The following is a 16,118-nucleotide window of genomic DNA, read 5'->3' as shown; positions in this document are numbered from 1 at the left end:
GACCCGAAAGGAACCGATATGAAACGCGTCGAGATTTACACCACCCGGACCTGCCCCTATTGCATCGCCGCCAAGCGGCTTCTGGACAAGAAAGGCGTGGCTTATGAAGAAACCGATGTCGGTGCCGATCCCGACCTGCGTCTGGCGATGACCAATCGCGCGGGTGGCAAACGGTCCGTGCCGCAGATCTTCATCGGCGATATCCATGTGGGTGGCTGCGACGACCTGCATGCGCTGGATGCCAAGGGTCAGCTTGACCCGATGCTGGCCGGTTAAGGGCACAGGCCAGTGAGCGAGCAATTCGACCCTCTTGCGGCAGCCCTGTTTTCCGAGGTTTTCATGGCCGACCAGCTGGCGCGCAACGTCGTCAGCCGTGTGCTGCCCAAGGGCATGGAGCTGTCGCATTTCTCGGTGCTCAACCATCTGGCCTATCTGTCGGAAGAGCGCACACCGGCCCAGCTTGCGGCGACCTTCCATGTGACGCGTGGCGCGATGACCAATACCCTGTCCAAACTCGTCTGGGCGGGGCATGTGCATATCCGTCCCGACTGGGATGATGCGCGGCGCAAATTCGTGTCGATCAGCCCGGCAGGGAAATCCGCCCGCGACGCCGCCTTTGCGGCGCTGATGCCGGTGATCACCGATATCGTGCGCGACATCGGGCCGGAAAAAGTGCGTCAGGCGCTGCCCGTCATGCGCGAATTGCGCGCCAAGTTGGAAGCTGTCGGGCAGAACGGCAAATAACACCATCAATCGAGTCAAAAAGACCCCGCCGGCAGTCGGCGGGGCAAGGTAGCGCCCTGTGGCAGTAAACATGGGCGCTGGCGGTCATGGCCCCGAGGCCGGAAGGCCAAGGGGTCTTATTCCGTAGCTTGCCGTGGATCAGTTGATCCGGCCACCCATCTCATCACGGATCTGCTGGCGCAGCGCGTCGATCGGCACCAGTTTGCCATCGCGCTTGTAATGCCAATAGGTCCAGCCATTGCACGAAGGCGCGCCTTCAAGCTGTGCGCCCACCTGATGGATCGAGCCTTTGATATCCTTGCCGATCAGCGTGCCATCGGCACGGACCTTGGCAGTGTAGCGGTTGCCCTGGCTCACCAGTTCCTCGCCCGGACGCAACATGCCGCGCTCGACCAGCTGACCGAAAGGCACACGGGGTTCGGCGCGTTTCGAGGTGGTGACTTCCAGCACCTCGGCATCCAGCTTGCGGGTACGGGCCAGACGTTTGGTCGCGGCCTCGCGGTAGGCTTCCTCGCGCTCGATCCCGATATAGTTGCGGCCCAGCATCTTGGCGACAGCGCCCGTGGTGCCGGTGCCGAAGAACGGGTCAAGGATCACATCCCCCGGATTGGTCGTGGCGATGATCACACGGTGCAGAAGGGCTTCGGGCTTCTGGGTCGGATGGGCTTTATTGCCCATATCGTCCTTCAGACGTTCGCCGCCGGTGCAGATCGGGATCACCCAATCCGAGCGCATCTGCACGCCTTCATTCAGCGCCTTGAGCGCCTCGTAATTGAAGGTCGGCTTGGCATTTTCGGATTTCGAGGCCCAGATCAGGGTCTCATGCGCATTGGTGAAGCGCTTGCCGCGGAAATTGGGCATCGGGTTCGATTTGCGCCAGACCACATCATTCATGATCCAGAAGCCCTGGTTCTGCAGCTCTGCGCCCATGCGGAACACGTTGTGATACGACCCGATCACCCAGATCGCCCCGTTGGGCTTGAGGATACGGCGCGCGGCGGCCAGCCAGTCGCGGGTGAACGCGTCATAGGCGGCGAAACTGTCGAACTGGTCCCATGCGTCATCGACGGCATCGACCTTGGAATTGTCGGGGCGGTGAAGCTCGCCCTTGAGCTGAAGATTGTAAGGCGGGTCTGCAAAAATCAGATCTACGCTGTTTTCCGGAAGGGCGTTCATCTGTGCGATGCAGTCGCCTGCCAAGATCTGATTGAGCGGGAGATCGGCCTGCGCCGCCCGCGATTTCGCTTTTGTCATACTTGCCTCATGCCTTTCCTGTCCCGTGGAAGACAGGTTACCGCCGAATTGCATCGGTCTGATTTGACTGATTTTACTGCTCTATACGTGCCGACATTTTTGCCGATCTTGTGTGGATAAACATGGCGGAACCGGCCCGAAGCGTCAATTTCTTTAATTGCACCAGAGGGCTATATTTTGACTTGGCACAAGATATTGTGGACGGGCTTGAAGCTTTTCCGATGTACTGGGGTCACACCAAATTCCTGAAGGGCGGCAAGATGTTGCGCCGTAGGGTAACCTGCGTTCTGCTCCCAGCCATACTGTGGATACTGTTGCGCCAGCGACACCATCAGCGCATCGCGTTCCTCTTTGGCAAGGATCGAGGCCGCCGCAATCGACACCGAGCGCCCGTCACCTTTGACGATCGGTTCCGCGCTGATCCGGAGATCTTTCGGCACGCGATTCCCGTCAACAAGCGCGTGGTCGGCCTGTTGCGACAGCCCCTCCACGGCGCGCACCATCGCAAGATGCGAGGCGTGGTAGATATTGAGCGCGTCGATTTCCTCGACGCTGGCATGGGCCACACACCATATAGCATGTGCCTTGATCGCCTCGACCAACTCGGCGCGGCGTTTGGCGCTGAGTTTTTTGGAATCATTGAGCCCCTCGGGGATATGGGCGGGGTCCAGAATGACCGCCGCCGCCGTTACGGGGCCACAAAGCGGCCCGCGTCCGACCTCGTCGACACCAGCCACAGAGACAAAGCCGCGGGCATGCGCCGCGGCCTCGAAGGAATAATCGGGGGAAGTTTTTGTGTTCATATGCTGTTTTTGCACATCCCACCGGTCCCCGACAATCTGCAATGCCCGACGATCTGTCACGCCCGACAAGCCGCAGCGGAGGCTGTGCCTAGTGGCGGCGCATGCGGACTCCGCGATCCGCAAGGCAGTTCTGGCCGTAAACGGTCTGCGTGCGCCCGCCCCTATGGATGTCGATCAGGCAGCTCTGGGGCAGTCGGCGGTCTGCCGTGCGTTCCGCGCAGCGTCTATCGACAACCTCGGCCAGACCGCGATTGGTGCGCACCTTCATGGCACAAGATTGCGCATAGCTTGGCGCGCGATCATACCGCCTGTCATGACGGCTTTCATTCCAACGGGAATCGCCGCGGTCATCCCAGCTATAGGCGGGCGGTCTGGGCTGGCTGTCTCGTTTGCTGCTCTTGTCATTCATATTGTCGATCAGCACAGCGGCTGCGCCGATCCCGATCAGGACACCGAGCGCTTTCTTCTGGTCGGAATCCATCGCGGCGGCGGGGGAAACGGCGGCAAGGCTCAGCGCAAGGGCCGTCGTTGCGGCAATAACGCGGGTCGAGAGGGACATGGTCTAACTCCTGATAGAACAGGCTCCGGCACAGTTGCGAAGCGGATAGCCCCTGATGCGCTGTCTCCCGCCAGACAGGCAATATCGCCGCGTTGTCATTGGATATCATCGGCAGAACCATGCGGATCAACAGCGTGTCATCGGATAACATCCGCCTAAAAAGCCTTTGCTATTGAATGGCAAAGCGCTCTTGCGCAAAATCCGGCCTATGAAACCTGTTGCCATCATCCTCGCACTTATATGTGCCCTTGCAGCCCCTGCGCATGCGGACTGTTATGCCGATTACAAGGCCAAGCAGGACGATCCCTTGCGGCTGCATTACGGGGTTGCGAAACTCCCCGACACTGCCTGCAGCCGTGATGCGGCGCGGGCTGCGCTGGCACCGCGCCTGAAACGCGGCGGCTGGACGCTACTCAATATCGTTTCCGTATTCGGGGACGACGGGCTGGAAAAAAGGAAGCAAAGTGCGGGAAGCTATTTCCTCCGTTACTGAGGGGCTACGGACAGGGCAGCGGGCGCTGATCTGGGGCGTGGTGGCCATCACCACCATTCTGGGGCTGGCGGCGGCGCTGCTGTTTCTGGCGCTGCCGGATGCGGATGCCTTCAACACGCGGGTCGAGCAGATCTTTGTCGCCAATGACGCGCTGACCCAGCCCACCCAGCTGCGCCTTCTGGAGGTGCTGGCGCAATCGGGCACGGCCTTTTCCGAGGTGCTGCAAAGCTACCGGATGATCATCTTCATCCTACTGGTCTTTGCCACGGCGCTTCTGGTGGTGGCGCTGGTCTTCCTGATCATGATCATCGCGCAGAACAAACGTATGGCCGAGATCAGCCGTCAGGGCATCGAGGTGCAATCCCTGCGCATCCTGCGGGCCGAGAATATGGTGATGCTGAATGACATGGGCTTTACCCTGACCCCTGCCGCGATTGAGACTCTGGCCGTTCTGGCCGAGGCGCGGCTGGATGATGACATTCTGACCGGCATCCAGATCGAGGCGATGATCAGCGGCAAACCCGAGGCCGATTGTGAGGAAGCCGCAGGCGCCACTCGTATCAAGCGGCTGCGCGACAGTCTGGGCAACCAGCTTGTGGCCGAGCTGCTGGTGCGCAACATTGCCCGCAAGGGCTATACGCTGGCGGTTGAACCGTCGCGCCTGAAGGTGGACTGAAGCCTTCCGTCATAAAGGCTTCGCTTGCGGGCGGGGTATATCGGCCCTATATGGCCAAACGAATGCCCCGATATCCGGAGATGCCCTATGCAAACGCCATTCTATCTGCTTGATCGCGCAAAGCTGGTCCAGAATATGGAAAAGGTCGCGCGCCTGCGGGAGCTATCGGGCGCCAAGGCGCTTTTGGCGCTGAAATGCTTTGCCACTTGGTCGGTGTTTGACACGATGCGCGACTATATGGATGGCACGACGTCTTCCTCGCTTTACGAGTTGCATCTGGGGCATGAGAAATTCGGCAAGGAAACCCATGCCTATTCCGTGGCTTGGGCCGATCACGAGATCGACGAGGCGATTTCCTATGCCGATAAGATCATCTTCAACTCGCTCAGCCAGCTCGACCGTTTCGCCGCCAAGGCGCAGGCCAAAGGCATCCAGTCCGGTCTGCGGCTGAACCCGCGGTTCTCGACCTCGGGGTTTGATCTGGCAGACCCCGCGCGGCAATTCTCGCGCTTGGGCGAATGGGATCTGGAGCGTCTGGAAAGCGCGCTTGACCGGATTTCCGGCGTGATGATCCATTACAACTGCGAGAATGGCGATTTCGACCTGTTCGACAGCCAGTTGACGCGGATCGAGACCGAATTCGGGTCTTTCCTGAAAAAGCTCGATTGGGTCAGCCTTGGCGGCGGTATCCATTTCACCGGCGAGGGCTACCCGCTTGAAAAACTGGCCGCCCGTCTGAAGGCGTTTTCCCAAAGCCTCGGCGTGCAGGTCTATCTGGAACCGGGCGAGGCCTCGATCACCAAGACCGCCAGCCTTGAGGTCACCGTGCTGGATATCGTCGATAACGGCAAGAAGGTCGCGATTGTCGATAGCTCGATCGAGGCGCATATGCTGGACCTGCTGATCTATCGCGAAACGGCGAAACTGCCGCAGAATGGCGCGCATGAATATCAGATTGCGGGCAAAACCTGCCTTGCGGGTGATATCTTTGGCGATGCCCGTTTTGACGCGCCGCTGGAAATTGGCGACCGTATCAGCATTGCCGATGCGGCAGGCTATACGATGGTCAAGAAGAACTGGTTCAACGGTGTGGCCATGCCCGCCATTGCCATCCGCGAGAAGGACGGCACCATCACGCCGGTCCGCGAATTCACCTACGAAGACTACCGGTCTTCGTTGTCCTGAGGGTTAAAAGCCCCCTTCCCCTGTCCAAGAGAAAAAGGAGACAGCCGAAGTGAAAAAGAACGTGCTCATCATCGGTGCCGGTGGCGTGGCGCAGGTCGTGGCGCATAAATGCGCGCAAAACAACGATGTGTTCGGGGCGCTGCATATCGCGTCGCGCACGAAGTCGAAATGCGATGCCATCGTTGCCAGTGTTCACGAGAAGAAGGCGATGAAAGTCGACGGCACGTTCGACACGCATGAAGTCAATGCGCGCGACACGGCGGCCGTGACTGATCTGATCCGCAAGGTGGATGCGCAGATCGTCATCAATGTAGGCTCTGCCTTCGTGAATATGTATGTGCTGGACGCCTGCATCGAGACCGGCGCCGCCTATATCGACACCGCGATCCATGAAGAGCCCGAGAAGATCTGCGAGACGCCGCCGTGGTATGCCAATTACGAGTGGAAGCGCCGCGATACCTGCACCGAGAAGGGCATCACCGCCATTCTGGGCGCGGGCTTCGATCCGGGCGTGGTGAATGCCTATGCGCGTTTCGCCATCGACCAGATGGACGAAGTGAAGTCGATCGATATCGTCGATATCAACGCGGGCTCGCATGGCCGCTATTTCGCGACGAACTTCGACCCCGAGATCAACTTCCGCGAATTCACCGGCACCGTCTATTACTGGGAAGACCAGAAATGGAAGGAAACCTCGATGTTTGCCTCGGGCAAGACATGGGATCTTCCGGTGGTGGGCCCCTCCAAGGCCTATCAGTCGGGCCATGACGAGGTGCATTCGCTGGCAACCAACTATCCGCAGGCCGATGTGCGTTTCTGGATGGGCTTCGGTGACCATTATATCAACGTTTTCACGGTGCTGAAATCGCTGGGCCTCTTGTCCGAGCAGCCGGTGAAAACCGCCGAAGGTCAGGAAGTGGTGCCGCTGAAGGTCGTGAAGGCCGTGCTGCCCGATCCGTCTTCGCTGGCACCTGATTATACCGGCAAGACCTGTATCGGTGATCTGGTGAAGGGCACGAAAGACGGCAAGGATGTCGAGCTGTTCGTCTATAACGTGGCCGACCACAAAGAGGCCTATGAGGAAGTCGGCTCGCAGGGCATCTCCTATACGGCAGGTGTGCCGCCGGTGGCGGCTGCCATGCTGGTGGCCTCGGGCGAATGGGATGCCAAGACGATGAAGAACGTCGAAGAGCTGGATCCCAAGCCCTTCTTCACCATCCTCGACAAGATCGGTCTGCCGACCCGCGTGCAGATTGGCGGCATTGGTGGCGAAGACAAGGCATGGAATGCCTGAGTCTACAGTCATGAGATGATACAGAAAACCCGCCGCAACCTTGGCGGGTTTTTCTTTGCGCGAAGATCGAAAAAACACTCTGGAAATATATGTTTTCCTGTCCGGCGCGCGCGTGAAAAGGCGGCTGGCAAGAAAGGATTCACGAGTTTCGTTTACAACCTCTTCTGGTGATATCAGGAGTGTTGTCATGAAGTTTGTCTCGAATCTGCGGATTTCCACGCGGATTTATTCGATTATCGTATTTTCCGTTCTGACCAGCCTGGCCATTGCGGTCACCATGTTCAGCTTTATGGTCAGAAATACATATGAGATGCGCGAGGCCCATCTTCGCGATGTTGTCGATAGCAATGTCAGCCAGCTTGTCGCCCTGCAAGAAGACGTTGCCAAGGGCCGACGCACGCTTGATGGGGCCAAAGCGGAAGGCGCGCGGATTCTGAACGCCGCCCGCTATGATGACGGCAATTATCTTTTTGCTTTTACGAATGATATGAAACTTGTCGCGCATGGCCGTGATCCCCAGCGCGCCGGTCAGGACCAGAGCCAGTTCACCGATCCAAACGGTATTTATGTCTATCGCGATCTGCGCGATCTTGCCACAGCAGGCGGCGGGCTGTTGCATTACAGTTCGAAACGCACCGGAGATGATGGCGCAGACGAACAGATTCCGAAAATCAGCTATGCCCGCGCCTTCGAACCCTGGGGCTGGGTCATCGCTACCGGCTCCTATATCGAAGATATTCAGGCCCAGATCGCCCAGATCCGCAATATTGCCGCAGCCATCTTCATTGCCGGTTTCATCCTTGTCGGACTGGTCTGCTGGCTGATCGCCCGTTCTGTAACCGCTCCGATCCACGATCTGAAGCTGCGTATGGGGCGTCTGTCGGATGGTGATGTGGACAGTGCCGTTCCTTTCACGGGGCAAAAAGACGAAATCGGGGAAATGGCGCGGGCGGTCGAGACCTTCCAGATGTCGATCCGTCGTGGCGCAGAAATGGAACAGGAAGCCAGCCGCCATAAGGCGGAGCAGGAGGCCCTGAAGGCCCAGGCCGAGGAAGAGCGTCGCCATCGCGAAACAGAGGCCCTTGCCGCCGAACGCCGCGAGATGGAGCGCAGCGCCGCCGATCAGGCCGAGCGTGACCTTATGCGCGCCCAAAGCGATGCCGAACGGGAAGCCAATGCCGACAAACAGCGTAAGGTGGTTTCCGAACTGGCCATTGCTCTGAACGCTCTGGCAGAGGGCGATCTGACCCGCCGGCTGGAAACAGCATTTCCGGCAGAGTATGAAACACTGCGCAATGACTTCAATCGTACGGTCACCAAGCTGGAAAGTCTCATCGGGACAATCAGCCAGACTGCCGAGGTGATCGAACAGCAGGGGCTTGATATCACGGCCTCGTCCGAAGATGTCGCCCGCAAGACAGAAACCACCGCGGCGACTCTGGAAGAAACAGCCGCAGCCCTGCAAGAACTGACCTCTTCCGTCCAGCAAGCCGCTCAAGGCGCGACAGAGGCCGACAAGGTCGTGCAGGAAGCCCGTGGCGAGGCCGAACGTAGCGGAGATGTTGTTTCGCAAGCCGTGGATGCGATGCAGCAAATTCAGGACAGCTCTGGCCGGATCTCGCGGATCATCGATGTGATTGACGATATCGCCTTCCAGACCAATCTTCTGGCACTCAATGCCGGGGTAGAAGCTGCCCGCGCAGGGGAGGCCGGTCGCGGTTTTGCTGTGGTGGCTTCGGAAGTGCGCGCATTGGCGCAACGGTCATCGGAAGCCGCTCGGGAAATCAACACTTTGATTTCGGAAAGCGGGGACCACGTGTCCAAGGGCGCAACAATGGTCAACGAAGCAGGCAGCGCCTTGCAACGGATCGCCGCATCGGTATCGCGCATTTCGCACCATGTTTCGGATATTGCCCGTTCGGCCACCGAACAATCTGCCGGTGTGTCCGAGATCAACAATTCGGTCGCGCATCTGGATGCCAATAGCCAGCAAAATACGGCACTTTTCCAGGACACGCTGATGGCCAGCAAGCAACTGACACTTGCCGCAAGTGATCTGCGAAGCTCCACCGCGCAATTCAAACTCTGTCAGCCCGTCTCCAAAACGTCGGAAAACCGGTCGGGATCGTGGAGCGCCGCTTCAACGCCAAAGCCTGTCCCGTCTAACGCAAAACCGGCAGCCCCTATGAAGACCGCCGTCAAACCGGCACCACAGCCTGTTATCAAGAAACAGGCCAATGGTCCTGATATCAACGATGACTGGGAAGACTTCTGAGGTTTCGCCCCATTGAAAGCCGCTCTGCAAGGGCGGCTTTTCAGGCGGCTTGAAAATCGCTCCGGCTATATGTAATGATATATTATTACATATAGCCGGAGCAGACATGGTGGGAAATCTGGGCTCGACGCGCCTGAAGCGCCCTTTGAAAACCAATACGATGCAAAATTACGATGCGCTGCCTGCGCCGCTCAGGCGGTGGGTCGCGCAAGCCGCCCTGCCTTGGTCTGCCCGCTCGTGCCACAAGATCTGGTCACGCGCACAAGCGCGCGGAGAAGGCCTTTCCCAGATTATTACCCGTCTGGACCGCGCAGAAAAACGGGCACTTGAACGCGATCGTGCGGCCCGCTTCACATGACGCGTCGAATTTCCTCCAGCCAAAGTTGAGATTTCCTGCGCCGGATGTTATTTTGACCTCATGCCCAGCGTCGGGGCTTGGACGGCGTGCAACTCTCGGAGGACTATGTCCTGTCTCATCCTGAACTCGCAGCGGTCAATTCCGGTGCAATGGTGGTGCCTATGACTGCTAATATCGTGGCAAGTACCAATTTGAAAAGCGACCAAATTCTAGAACGCGTCCTCAGCTCGCTTGATGACGACAAGGCCGAAGAAATCGTTACGATCAATCTGGCCGGCCGGTCGTCGATCTCGGATCATATGGTGATTTGCTCTGGCCGCTCCAGCCGTCAGGTGGCCGCCATTGCCGAGAAACTTGCAGAGCGGCTGAAAGACGAATTCGGTATCATCTGCAAAATCGAGGGCAAAGAAGCCGGCGATTGGGTTTTGGTCGACGCGAATGATGTCATCGTTCATGTGTTCCGTCCGGAAGTGCGCGAATTCTACCAACTGGAAAAAATGTGGGTGCCGACGGGCGACCCCATCTGATCCGGATAGCCGCAAGATGAAAGTAACCGTTCTGGCGGTAGGCAGGCTGCGCAAAAGCCCAGAGTTGACGCTGATCACCGACTATCTCGACCGTTTCAACAAAGCGGGCCGTAGCCTTGGGCTGGGGTCCGCTTCGGTCGTTGAAGTCGAAGACAAACGCAATCTGGGAATGGCGGAAGAAGCCAAGCTGCTTGAACGCGCGATCCCCGAAGGGGCCGCGATCGTTACGCTTGACGAACGCGGGCAGGTTATTTCCTCGCCCGATTTCGCGGAAAAACTGGGTGGCTGGCGCGATCAGGCGCGGGATGTGTGCTTTATCATCGGTGGCGCGGACGGTATCGACCCTTCCCTGCGCCAGCGCGCAGATTTCTCGATCAGCTTCGGGAAAATGGTCTGGCCGCATATGTTGGTGCGCGTCATGCTGGCCGAACAGATCTATCGCGCCGGACAAATTCTGGCCGGTACCCCCTATCACCGCGTCTAACAGGGCAGATGATGCAAGCCTCTGAGTTCCAGATGTTTTCGGATGAGGCCCTGTCACCGCGCGGGATCGCTCTGCTGGGCTATCAACGCACGCGCCATATTTCGAGATCGGCCCAGAAAGCATGGAGTAACGGAGACCCTACCCCGCTGATGCAGGACGCAGAAACGCATCGTCGCGCCATATTCGACTCCGTCCTTGGTGAATTGCATGCCGATCACCAGCATCTGGCCGCAGCCCTTGCCAAAGCCCAGATAGAGCCGAAATCGGTGATCGATATCGGATGCGGTCAGGCTTTGGGGGATCTTTTCCTGCTGGTCGATCACGATCCGGCCTTCCTACTGATCGATATCGAGGAGACGCCGGAACAATACCATTTCTGGGCGGAGACAGGGGCGGGATATGCCTCGCTGGCCGAAGCGGCAGAGCTTTTGCGTCAAAACGGCGCCAAGCGGGTGCGCCGGATCAACCCGCGCAAGACGCCGGAGCAGATTGACGGGCTGCATGCCGATCTGGTCATCTCCACATTATCCTGCGGGTTTCACTACCCGATCCCGACCTATCTGCCGATCTTCCAAAAAACGTTGCGTATGGGCGGGGCCGTGGTTCTTGATCTGCGCCGCTCTTACGCCGATGAACCGGATGAGGCGTTGGAAACCCTGTTCAATGCCGCATTTTTAACTGAAATCCCTTGTTCCGAGCCAAAGGCGGCCCGAATTCTGTTCACCGCCGCTTGATCGCCGAATTTCGGAGAACCTGTCCGAGAAACTTGCCGCATGGCTGAGGAACGCTTATGCAGAACCTGCTGATTTGAAAGAGGCCGCCATGACCCATCCTAAGCCCGTTGTTCTTTGTATTCTTGACGGTTGGGGCGAACGCGCCGAGACGGTCGGCAACGCCCCTGCCCTTGCCAAAACCCCCAATATCGACCGGATCTGGGCCGAATGTCCGAAATCAACGCTGATCACCTTCGGCCCCGATGTCGGGCTGCCGACGGGACAGATGGGCAATTCGGAAGTGGGCCACACCAATATCGGTGCGGGCCGCGTGGTAGCGATGGATCTGGGCCAGATCGATCTGGCCATCGAGGACGGGTCGTTTTTCAAGAACGAGGCGCTGCTGGCCTTTACCGAGAAGATGAAGCAATCCGGCGGAACCGCCCATCTGTTCGGGGTGGTGTCGGATGGCGGCGTGCATGGTCATATCGAACATGTTCTGGCGGGATGCCGCGCGCTGGCCGAGGCCGGTGTTCCGGTTGTGCTGCATGCAATCACTGACGGGCGCGATGTGGCCCCCGACAGTGCGGCGCGCTTTATCGACGAACTGATGGACCGTCTGCCGGAAGGGGCGCGTGTGGGTACCGTGATCGGGCGTTATTGGGCAATGGACCGCGACAACCGTTGGGAACGTGTCGGGCGCGCCTATGACGCGATCACCAAAGCCGCAGGGGATGTGTCGCATGCCGAAACGCCTCAGGCAGCCGTCAAGCAAAGCTATGACGCGGGCAAGATGGATGAATTTATCGCGCCCACCGTCATCGGCGATTACAAGGGCACGCAATCGGGCGACGGTTTCTTCTGCCTCAACTTCCGCGCTGACCGTGCGCGCGAAATCCTCAAGGCCCTGGCTGACCCCGATTTTGCCGAAGACGGTATCGATACATCTGCCCGCCCCGAATGGGCGGCTCTGCTGGGCATGGTCGAATATTCCGACAGCCATAACGCCTATATGACAACCGCCTACCCCAAAAAGAAAATCGTCAATACGCTGGGCGAATGGGTCTCGAAACAGGGCAAGAGCCAGTTCCACCTTGCCGAAACCGAGAAATACCCGCATGTGACCTTCTTCCTGAATGGTGGCAAGGAAGAGCCGTGGGAGGGCGAGGACCGTTTCATGCCGAAATCGCCGAAAGTGGCGACCTATGATCTGCAGCCCGAAATGTCCGCCCCCGAAGTGACCGATAAATTCGTCGAAGCGATCGAGGCAGGCTACGACCTGATCGTGGTGAATTATGCCAACGGCGATATGGTAGGCCATACCGGATCGCTGGAAGCCGCGATGGCCGCCTGTGAAGAGATCGACCGCGATATCGGCCGCGTGCGCGAGGCTTTGGAAAAGGTTGGCGGCGCGATGGTCATCACCGCCGATCACGGCAACTGTGAAACCATGATCGACCCCGAAACCGGTGGTCCGCATACCGCGCATACCACCAATCTGGTGCCTGTCGCACTGGTGGGCGGGCCGGCTGATGCCAAGTTGCATACGGGCCGTCTTGCCGATCTGGCCCCGACGCTTCTGGGGCTGATGGGCCTGCCCGTGCCGGAAGAAATGACGGGCCAGAGCCTGATCGATCTCTGATGCGGTTCGGCTTTCGGTTTCTTGGTTCGGCCCTGTTTTATGGCCTGATGTCCGGTGCGATCTTTGCCGCAGGTAATCCGGCAATGGATAATGCTTTGCAAGCCGCGCAAAATCTGCGCGGTGCCATTGCCGCCATGGATGATGCGAAGACCAAATCCGAACGGATCGAAAGCCTGACTGCCACGATCAACGCCTACGAGCACGGGCTGAGTGCGCTGCGCGACGGATTGCGGCGCCTTGCCATTCGCGAAGCGGAAATCAAACAGAGCTTCGATGGCAAACGTGATGAAATCGGCAGGCTGCTGGGGGTGATGTCGTCCATGCAGCAATCCGACGGCCCGATGCTGCTGATGCATCCTGCGGGTCCGGTCGGCACGGCCCGCTCCGGCATGATCCTCGGATCGGTGACCCCTGCCCTGCAAGCGCAAGCCAAGGAGCTTTCGGTCAAGCTCGACGAGATCAAACAGATGCGCGACATCCAGCAAGGCGCAATCGACGTTCTGGCCAAGGGCATGGAATCTGTCCAGCGCGCGCGCACCCAGCTTGCCGAAGCCATTGCCAAGCGCGAGGCGCTGCCCGGACGTTATCTGGAAACGCCACAGGATCTTCAGCAGCTCGTGCAAAGCGCCGATACGCTGGAAGCCTTTGCCAGCGGCATTCTGGATCTGGACAGCGATATCGGCGCGCCGGTCAATGACTTCCAGTCTGCCAAGGGAAAACTGCCCCTGCCGGTGATCGGCAGTGTGTTACGCAAGTATAATGAGGCCGATGCCGCCGGTATTCGCCGCCCCGGCTGGGTGATCGCCACTGCCCCTTCGGCCTTGGTAACCGCCCCCTGGCCTGCAACTATTCGTTATCTCGGCCCGCTTCTGGACTACGGAAATGTGATGGTGATCGAACCATCGGACGGATATCTTTTGGTTCTGGCAGGGCTGGGAACCGTGTATGGAGAAACGGGTGACGTTGTGCCGCAAGGCGGTGCATTGGGCATGATGGGTGGCAAAGAACCAAGCGCCCGTGAATTCGGTGTCGAATTTGTCGACAGCGCCGTCAAAGGTAGTAGCGCCGACCGAACGGAAACGCTTTATATGGAATTACGCAAGGGCGACGAGCCGATCAATCCTGCTGATTGGTTTGCTCACGGCTCGAAATAATAGGACGGGATTGAGGTTAGGATGAGAAAACTGGTCATGGCGGCTCTGGGCGGAACGGTCGCAGGGATCGTGATGTCGACGCAGATCGCCGCGCCCCTGATGGCGCAGGAAGCGGATGACAATGCCGCGGTCTACGAGCAGCTCGACCTGTTCGGCGACATCTTCGAGCGTATCCGCAAGGATTATGTCGAGGAAACCGACCCCAAGAAGCTGATTGAAGCCGCTGTGAACGGGATGCTCAGCTCGCTCGATCCGCATTCGAGCTATATGCCGCCCGACGATTATCAGGATATGCAGGTCCAGACCCGCGGCAGCTTTGGCGGTCTTGGTATCGAGGTGACGCAGGAAGACGGCTTTGTCAAAGTCGTGTCCCCGATGGATGGGACCCCTGCCGCCGAAGCGGGCCTGAAAACCGGCGATTTCATCACCCATGTGAATGGGGAAAGCCTTCTGGGGCTGACCCTTGATCAGGCGGTCGATCTGATGCGCGGTCCCGTGGGATCCGAAATCACCGTCACCATCGCGCGCAAGGGCGAACAAGACCCCTTCGACGTGACCATGACCCGCGATACGATCAAGATGACCGCTGTGAAAGGCCGTCTGGAAGGATCGACCGTGGTGCTGCGGATTTCGACCTTTAACGACCAGACCTTCCCCAATCTCAAGCAGCAGCTTGAAGAGAAGGTGAAGGAAGCTGGCGGGATGGACAAGGTCTCGGGCTTCGTGCTGGATCTGCGCAACAACCCCGGTGGTCTTCTGACGCAGGCCATTGCAGTGTCGGATGCCTTTATCGACAAGGGCGAGATCGTGTCGACCCGCGGCCGCAACCCCGAAGACAGCGAGCGTTTCAACGCCACGCCGGGCGATCTGGCACAGGGCAAACCGATTGTGGTCCTGATCAATGGCGGCTCTGCCTCGGCATCCGAAATTGTGACCGGTGCCCTGCAAGACCATCGCCGTGCGATTGTGGTGGGCGAGAAGAGCTTTGGCAAAGGCTCGGTTCAGACCGTTATGCCGATCAAGAATGAAGGCGCGATGCGTCTGACCACCGCGCGCTATTACACCCCCTCGGGCCGGTCGATCCAGTCTTTGGGGATTGCGCCCGATATCGTTGTGGCCCAACCCGCCCCGCAAGCCAATGCGGAAGAGGATGATACGGCCAGCAGCGCAAGCCATATGCGCTCCGAGGCCGATCTGCGTGGCGTTCTCAGCAATGACTCGATGACCGAGGAAGAGAAAAAGCAGGCCGAAGAAGAGATGAAGCGTGCAGCCGATGCGGCAGAACTGCGCAAGCAGGACTACCAGCTGGCCTATGCGATCGATATCCTCAAAGGTCTGAGTGCTATCGCACCGGAGGTTGCCGAGAAGGCGGCCCAAGATGCGACAGAAGCGCCCGCCCCCGCGCCGCAAAAAGCAGAGACGAAAAAGTAACAGGACGGGGCCCTTCGGGGCCCCTTTTCTTTGAAGGACAACGGATATGCAGGATTTCAGCAAGCTCCCCTACCGGCCCTGCGTCGGTATCGTGCTGATCAATCACGACGGCCTGATCTGGGCCGGAAAGCGCATCGATGCCAAGGTCGACGCATGGCAGATGCCGCAAGGCGGTATCGACGAGGGTGAAAAGCCCAAAGAAGCCGGTCTGCGCGAGCTATGGGAGGAAACCGGCCTGACTGCGGATATGGTCGAAAAGCTTGGCAAGACCGAAGACTGGGTGACCTATGATCTTCCCGACGAGCTTTTGGGCAAGGTCTGGGGCGGAAAATATCGTGGCCAGAAACAGAAATGGTTCGCCTTCCGCTTTCTGGCCGAGGATAGCGCGGTCAATATTGCCACCGAACATCCCGAATTCTCGGAATGGGCATGGAAATCCGCCGACGAGCTGATCACCTCGATCGTGCCGTTCAAGCGCAAGGTCTATGAAACCGTTCTGGCCGAATTCAAAGATCTCGTGAAATAG

The 16,118-nt window shown here is 58.8% G+C and carries 18 protein-coding genes; 15 read left to right on the top strand and 3 right to left on the bottom strand.

Annotated elements, in window-relative coordinates; genetic code table 11:
• The first annotated feature begins 18 nt into the window (after nt 1-18).
• Together grxC and WDB88_RS02510 are read left to right on the top strand one after the other, a co-directional pair.
• Nucleotides 19-276 carry a glutaredoxin 3 gene (grxC, locus tag WDB88_RS02515; protein ID WP_339108635.1) on the top strand — a complete coding sequence of 86 codons (258 nt, stop codon included), beginning with the start codon at nt 19-21 and terminating at the stop codon, nt 274-276.
• 12 nt (nt 277-288) lie between these two features.
• Nucleotides 289-744 carry a MarR family winged helix-turn-helix transcriptional regulator gene (locus tag WDB88_RS02510; protein ID WP_339108634.1) on the top strand — a complete coding sequence of 152 codons (456 nt, stop codon included), beginning with the start codon at nt 289-291 and terminating at the stop codon, nt 742-744.
• A 138-nt stretch (nt 745-882) separates the two neighbouring features.
• On the opposite strand, the gene WDB88_RS02505 is transcribed toward WDB88_RS02510, so the two are convergent.
• From WDB88_RS02505 to WDB88_RS02495, 3 genes are all read right to left on the bottom strand, one after another.
• Nucleotides 883-1,998 carry a site-specific DNA-methyltransferase gene (locus WDB88_RS02505; protein ID WP_339108633.1) on the bottom strand — a complete coding sequence of 372 codons (1,116 nt, stop codon included), beginning with the start codon at nt 1,996-1,998 and terminating at the stop codon, nt 883-885.
• Nucleotides 1,999-2,168: 170 nt separating this feature from the next.
• On the bottom strand, nt 2,169-2,801 hold the full coding sequence (locus tag WDB88_RS02500) for a ribonuclease HII (RefSeq protein ID WP_339108632.1): 633 nt from the start codon (nt 2,799-2,801) through the stop codon (nt 2,169-2,171).
• An 88-nt stretch (nt 2,802-2,889) separates the two neighbouring features.
• Nucleotides 2,890-3,360 (bottom strand): hypothetical protein, encoded by a 471-nt coding sequence (locus tag WDB88_RS02495; RefSeq protein WP_339108631.1) that lies wholly within the window; start codon nt 3,358-3,360, stop codon nt 2,890-2,892.
• Between the two features lie 208 nt (nt 3,361-3,568).
• Between WDB88_RS02495 and WDB88_RS02490 the strand changes: the two genes are divergently transcribed.
• The 13 genes from WDB88_RS02490 (at nt 3,569) to WDB88_RS02430 (ending at nt 16,118) form a co-directional block, all read left to right on the top strand.
• Nucleotides 3,569-3,853, top strand: a complete 285-nt coding sequence (locus tag WDB88_RS02490) for a hypothetical protein (RefSeq protein ID WP_339108630.1) — start codon at nt 3,569-3,571, stop codon at nt 3,851-3,853.
• On the top strand, nt 3,825-4,529 hold the full coding sequence (locus WDB88_RS02485) for a hypothetical protein (protein WP_339108629.1): 705 nt from the start codon (nt 3,825-3,827) through the stop codon (nt 4,527-4,529). Before WDB88_RS02490 ends, WDB88_RS02485 begins: the two co-directional genes overlap by 29 nt.
• A gap of 87 nt (nt 4,530-4,616) precedes the next feature.
• A complete protein-coding gene (gene nspC, locus WDB88_RS02480) occupies nt 4,617-5,714 on the top strand; it encodes a carboxynorspermidine decarboxylase (protein ID WP_339108628.1) in 1,098 nt (365 codons plus the stop codon).
• A 49-nt stretch (nt 5,715-5,763) separates the two neighbouring features.
• Nucleotides 5,764-7,008: a saccharopine dehydrogenase family protein gene (locus WDB88_RS02475; RefSeq protein ID WP_339108627.1), complete on the top strand. Its 1,245-nt coding sequence runs from the start codon at nt 5,764-5,766 to the stop codon at nt 7,006-7,008.
• Between the two features lie 187 nt (nt 7,009-7,195).
• Nucleotides 7,196-9,283, top strand: a complete 2,088-nt coding sequence (locus WDB88_RS02470; protein WP_339108626.1) for a methyl-accepting chemotaxis protein — start codon at nt 7,196-7,198, stop codon at nt 9,281-9,283.
• A gap of 106 nt (nt 9,284-9,389) precedes the next feature.
• Nucleotides 9,390-9,641 (top strand): DUF6525 family protein, encoded by a 252-nt coding sequence (locus tag WDB88_RS02465; protein ID WP_339108625.1) that lies wholly within the window; start codon nt 9,390-9,392, stop codon nt 9,639-9,641.
• Between the two features lie 161 nt (nt 9,642-9,802).
• On the top strand, nt 9,803-10,168 hold the full coding sequence (gene rsfS, locus WDB88_RS02460; RefSeq protein ID WP_339108624.1) for a ribosome silencing factor: 366 nt from the start codon (nt 9,803-9,805) through the stop codon (nt 10,166-10,168).
• Between the two features lie 16 nt (nt 10,169-10,184).
• The gene (rlmH, locus tag WDB88_RS02455) at nt 10,185-10,652 is read left to right on the top strand and encodes a 23S rRNA (pseudouridine(1915)-N(3))-methyltransferase RlmH (protein WP_339108623.1); all 468 of its coding nucleotides are present in this window, start codon (nt 10,185-10,187) and stop codon (nt 10,650-10,652) included.
• Nucleotides 10,653-10,660: 8 nt separating this feature from the next.
• Nucleotides 10,661-11,386: a hypothetical protein gene (locus WDB88_RS02450; RefSeq protein WP_339108622.1), complete on the top strand. Its 726-nt coding sequence runs from the start codon at nt 10,661-10,663 to the stop codon at nt 11,384-11,386.
• Nucleotides 11,387-11,474: 88 nt separating this feature from the next.
• A complete protein-coding gene (gpmI, locus tag WDB88_RS02445) occupies nt 11,475-13,007 on the top strand; it encodes a 2,3-bisphosphoglycerate-independent phosphoglycerate mutase (RefSeq protein WP_339108621.1) in 1,533 nt (510 codons plus the stop codon).
• Nucleotides 13,007-14,161, top strand: a complete 1,155-nt coding sequence (locus WDB88_RS02440) for a peptidoglycan DD-metalloendopeptidase family protein (RefSeq protein ID WP_339108620.1) — start codon at nt 13,007-13,009, stop codon at nt 14,159-14,161. Before gpmI ends, WDB88_RS02440 begins: the two co-directional genes overlap by 1 nt.
• A 21-nt stretch (nt 14,162-14,182) precedes the next feature.
• Nucleotides 14,183-15,592 carry a S41 family peptidase gene (locus WDB88_RS02435; protein WP_339108619.1) on the top strand — a complete coding sequence of 470 codons (1,410 nt, stop codon included), beginning with the start codon at nt 14,183-14,185 and terminating at the stop codon, nt 15,590-15,592.
• A 46-nt stretch (nt 15,593-15,638) separates the two neighbouring features.
• Nucleotides 15,639-16,118, top strand: coding sequence for an RNA pyrophosphohydrolase (locus WDB88_RS02430; RefSeq protein WP_339108618.1), 480 nt, complete (start codon nt 15,639-15,641; stop codon nt 16,116-16,118).

Origin of the sequence: Thioclava sp. GXIMD4216 (assembly GCF_037949285.1) — a bacterium.
In the GTDB taxonomy this organism is placed as follows: domain Bacteria; phylum Pseudomonadota; class Alphaproteobacteria; order Rhodobacterales; family Rhodobacteraceae; genus Thioclava; species Thioclava litoralis.
The sequence above is the reverse complement of the archived record's forward strand: the minus strand, read 5'-3'. Positions and strand labels throughout refer to the sequence as shown.

Coding starts and splice junctions, on each gene's coding strand:
- WDB88_RS02470 (WP_339108626.1), top strand. CDS start 7,196: ATGAAGTTTGTCTCGAATCTGCGGATTTCCACGCGGATTTATTCGATT.
- WDB88_RS02450 (WP_339108622.1), top strand. CDS start 10,661: ATGATGCAAGCCTCTGAGTTCCAGATGTTTTCGGATGAGGCCCTGTCA.
- WDB88_RS02440 (WP_339108620.1), top strand. CDS start 13,007: ATGCGGTTCGGCTTTCGGTTTCTTGGTTCGGCCCTGTTTTATGGCCTG.
- WDB88_RS02430 (WP_339108618.1), top strand. CDS start 15,639: ATGCAGGATTTCAGCAAGCTCCCCTACCGGCCCTGCGTCGGTATCGTG.
- WDB88_RS02465 (WP_339108625.1), top strand. CDS start 9,390: ATGGTGGGAAATCTGGGCTCGACGCGCCTGAAGCGCCCTTTGAAAACC.
- WDB88_RS02435 (WP_339108619.1), top strand. CDS start 14,183: ATGAGAAAACTGGTCATGGCGGCTCTGGGCGGAACGGTCGCAGGGATC.
- grxC (WP_339108635.1), top strand. CDS start 19: ATGAAACGCGTCGAGATTTACACCACCCGGACCTGCCCCTATTGCATC.
- WDB88_RS02500 (WP_339108632.1), bottom strand. CDS start 2,801: ATGAACACAAAAACTTCCCCCGATTATTCCTTCGAGGCCGCGGCGCAT.
- WDB88_RS02495 (WP_339108631.1), bottom strand. CDS start 3,360: ATGTCCCTCTCGACCCGCGTTATTGCCGCAACGACGGCCCTTGCGCTG.
- nspC (WP_339108628.1), top strand. CDS start 4,617: ATGCAAACGCCATTCTATCTGCTTGATCGCGCAAAGCTGGTCCAGAAT.
- rsfS (WP_339108624.1), top strand. CDS start 9,803: ATGACTGCTAATATCGTGGCAAGTACCAATTTGAAAAGCGACCAAATT.
- gpmI (WP_339108621.1), top strand. CDS start 11,475: ATGACCCATCCTAAGCCCGTTGTTCTTTGTATTCTTGACGGTTGGGGC.
- rlmH (WP_339108623.1), top strand. CDS start 10,185: ATGAAAGTAACCGTTCTGGCGGTAGGCAGGCTGCGCAAAAGCCCAGAG.
- WDB88_RS02505 (WP_339108633.1), bottom strand. CDS start 1,998: ATGACAAAAGCGAAATCGCGGGCGGCGCAGGCCGATCTCCCGCTCAAT.
- WDB88_RS02490 (WP_339108630.1), top strand. CDS start 3,569: ATGAAACCTGTTGCCATCATCCTCGCACTTATATGTGCCCTTGCAGCC.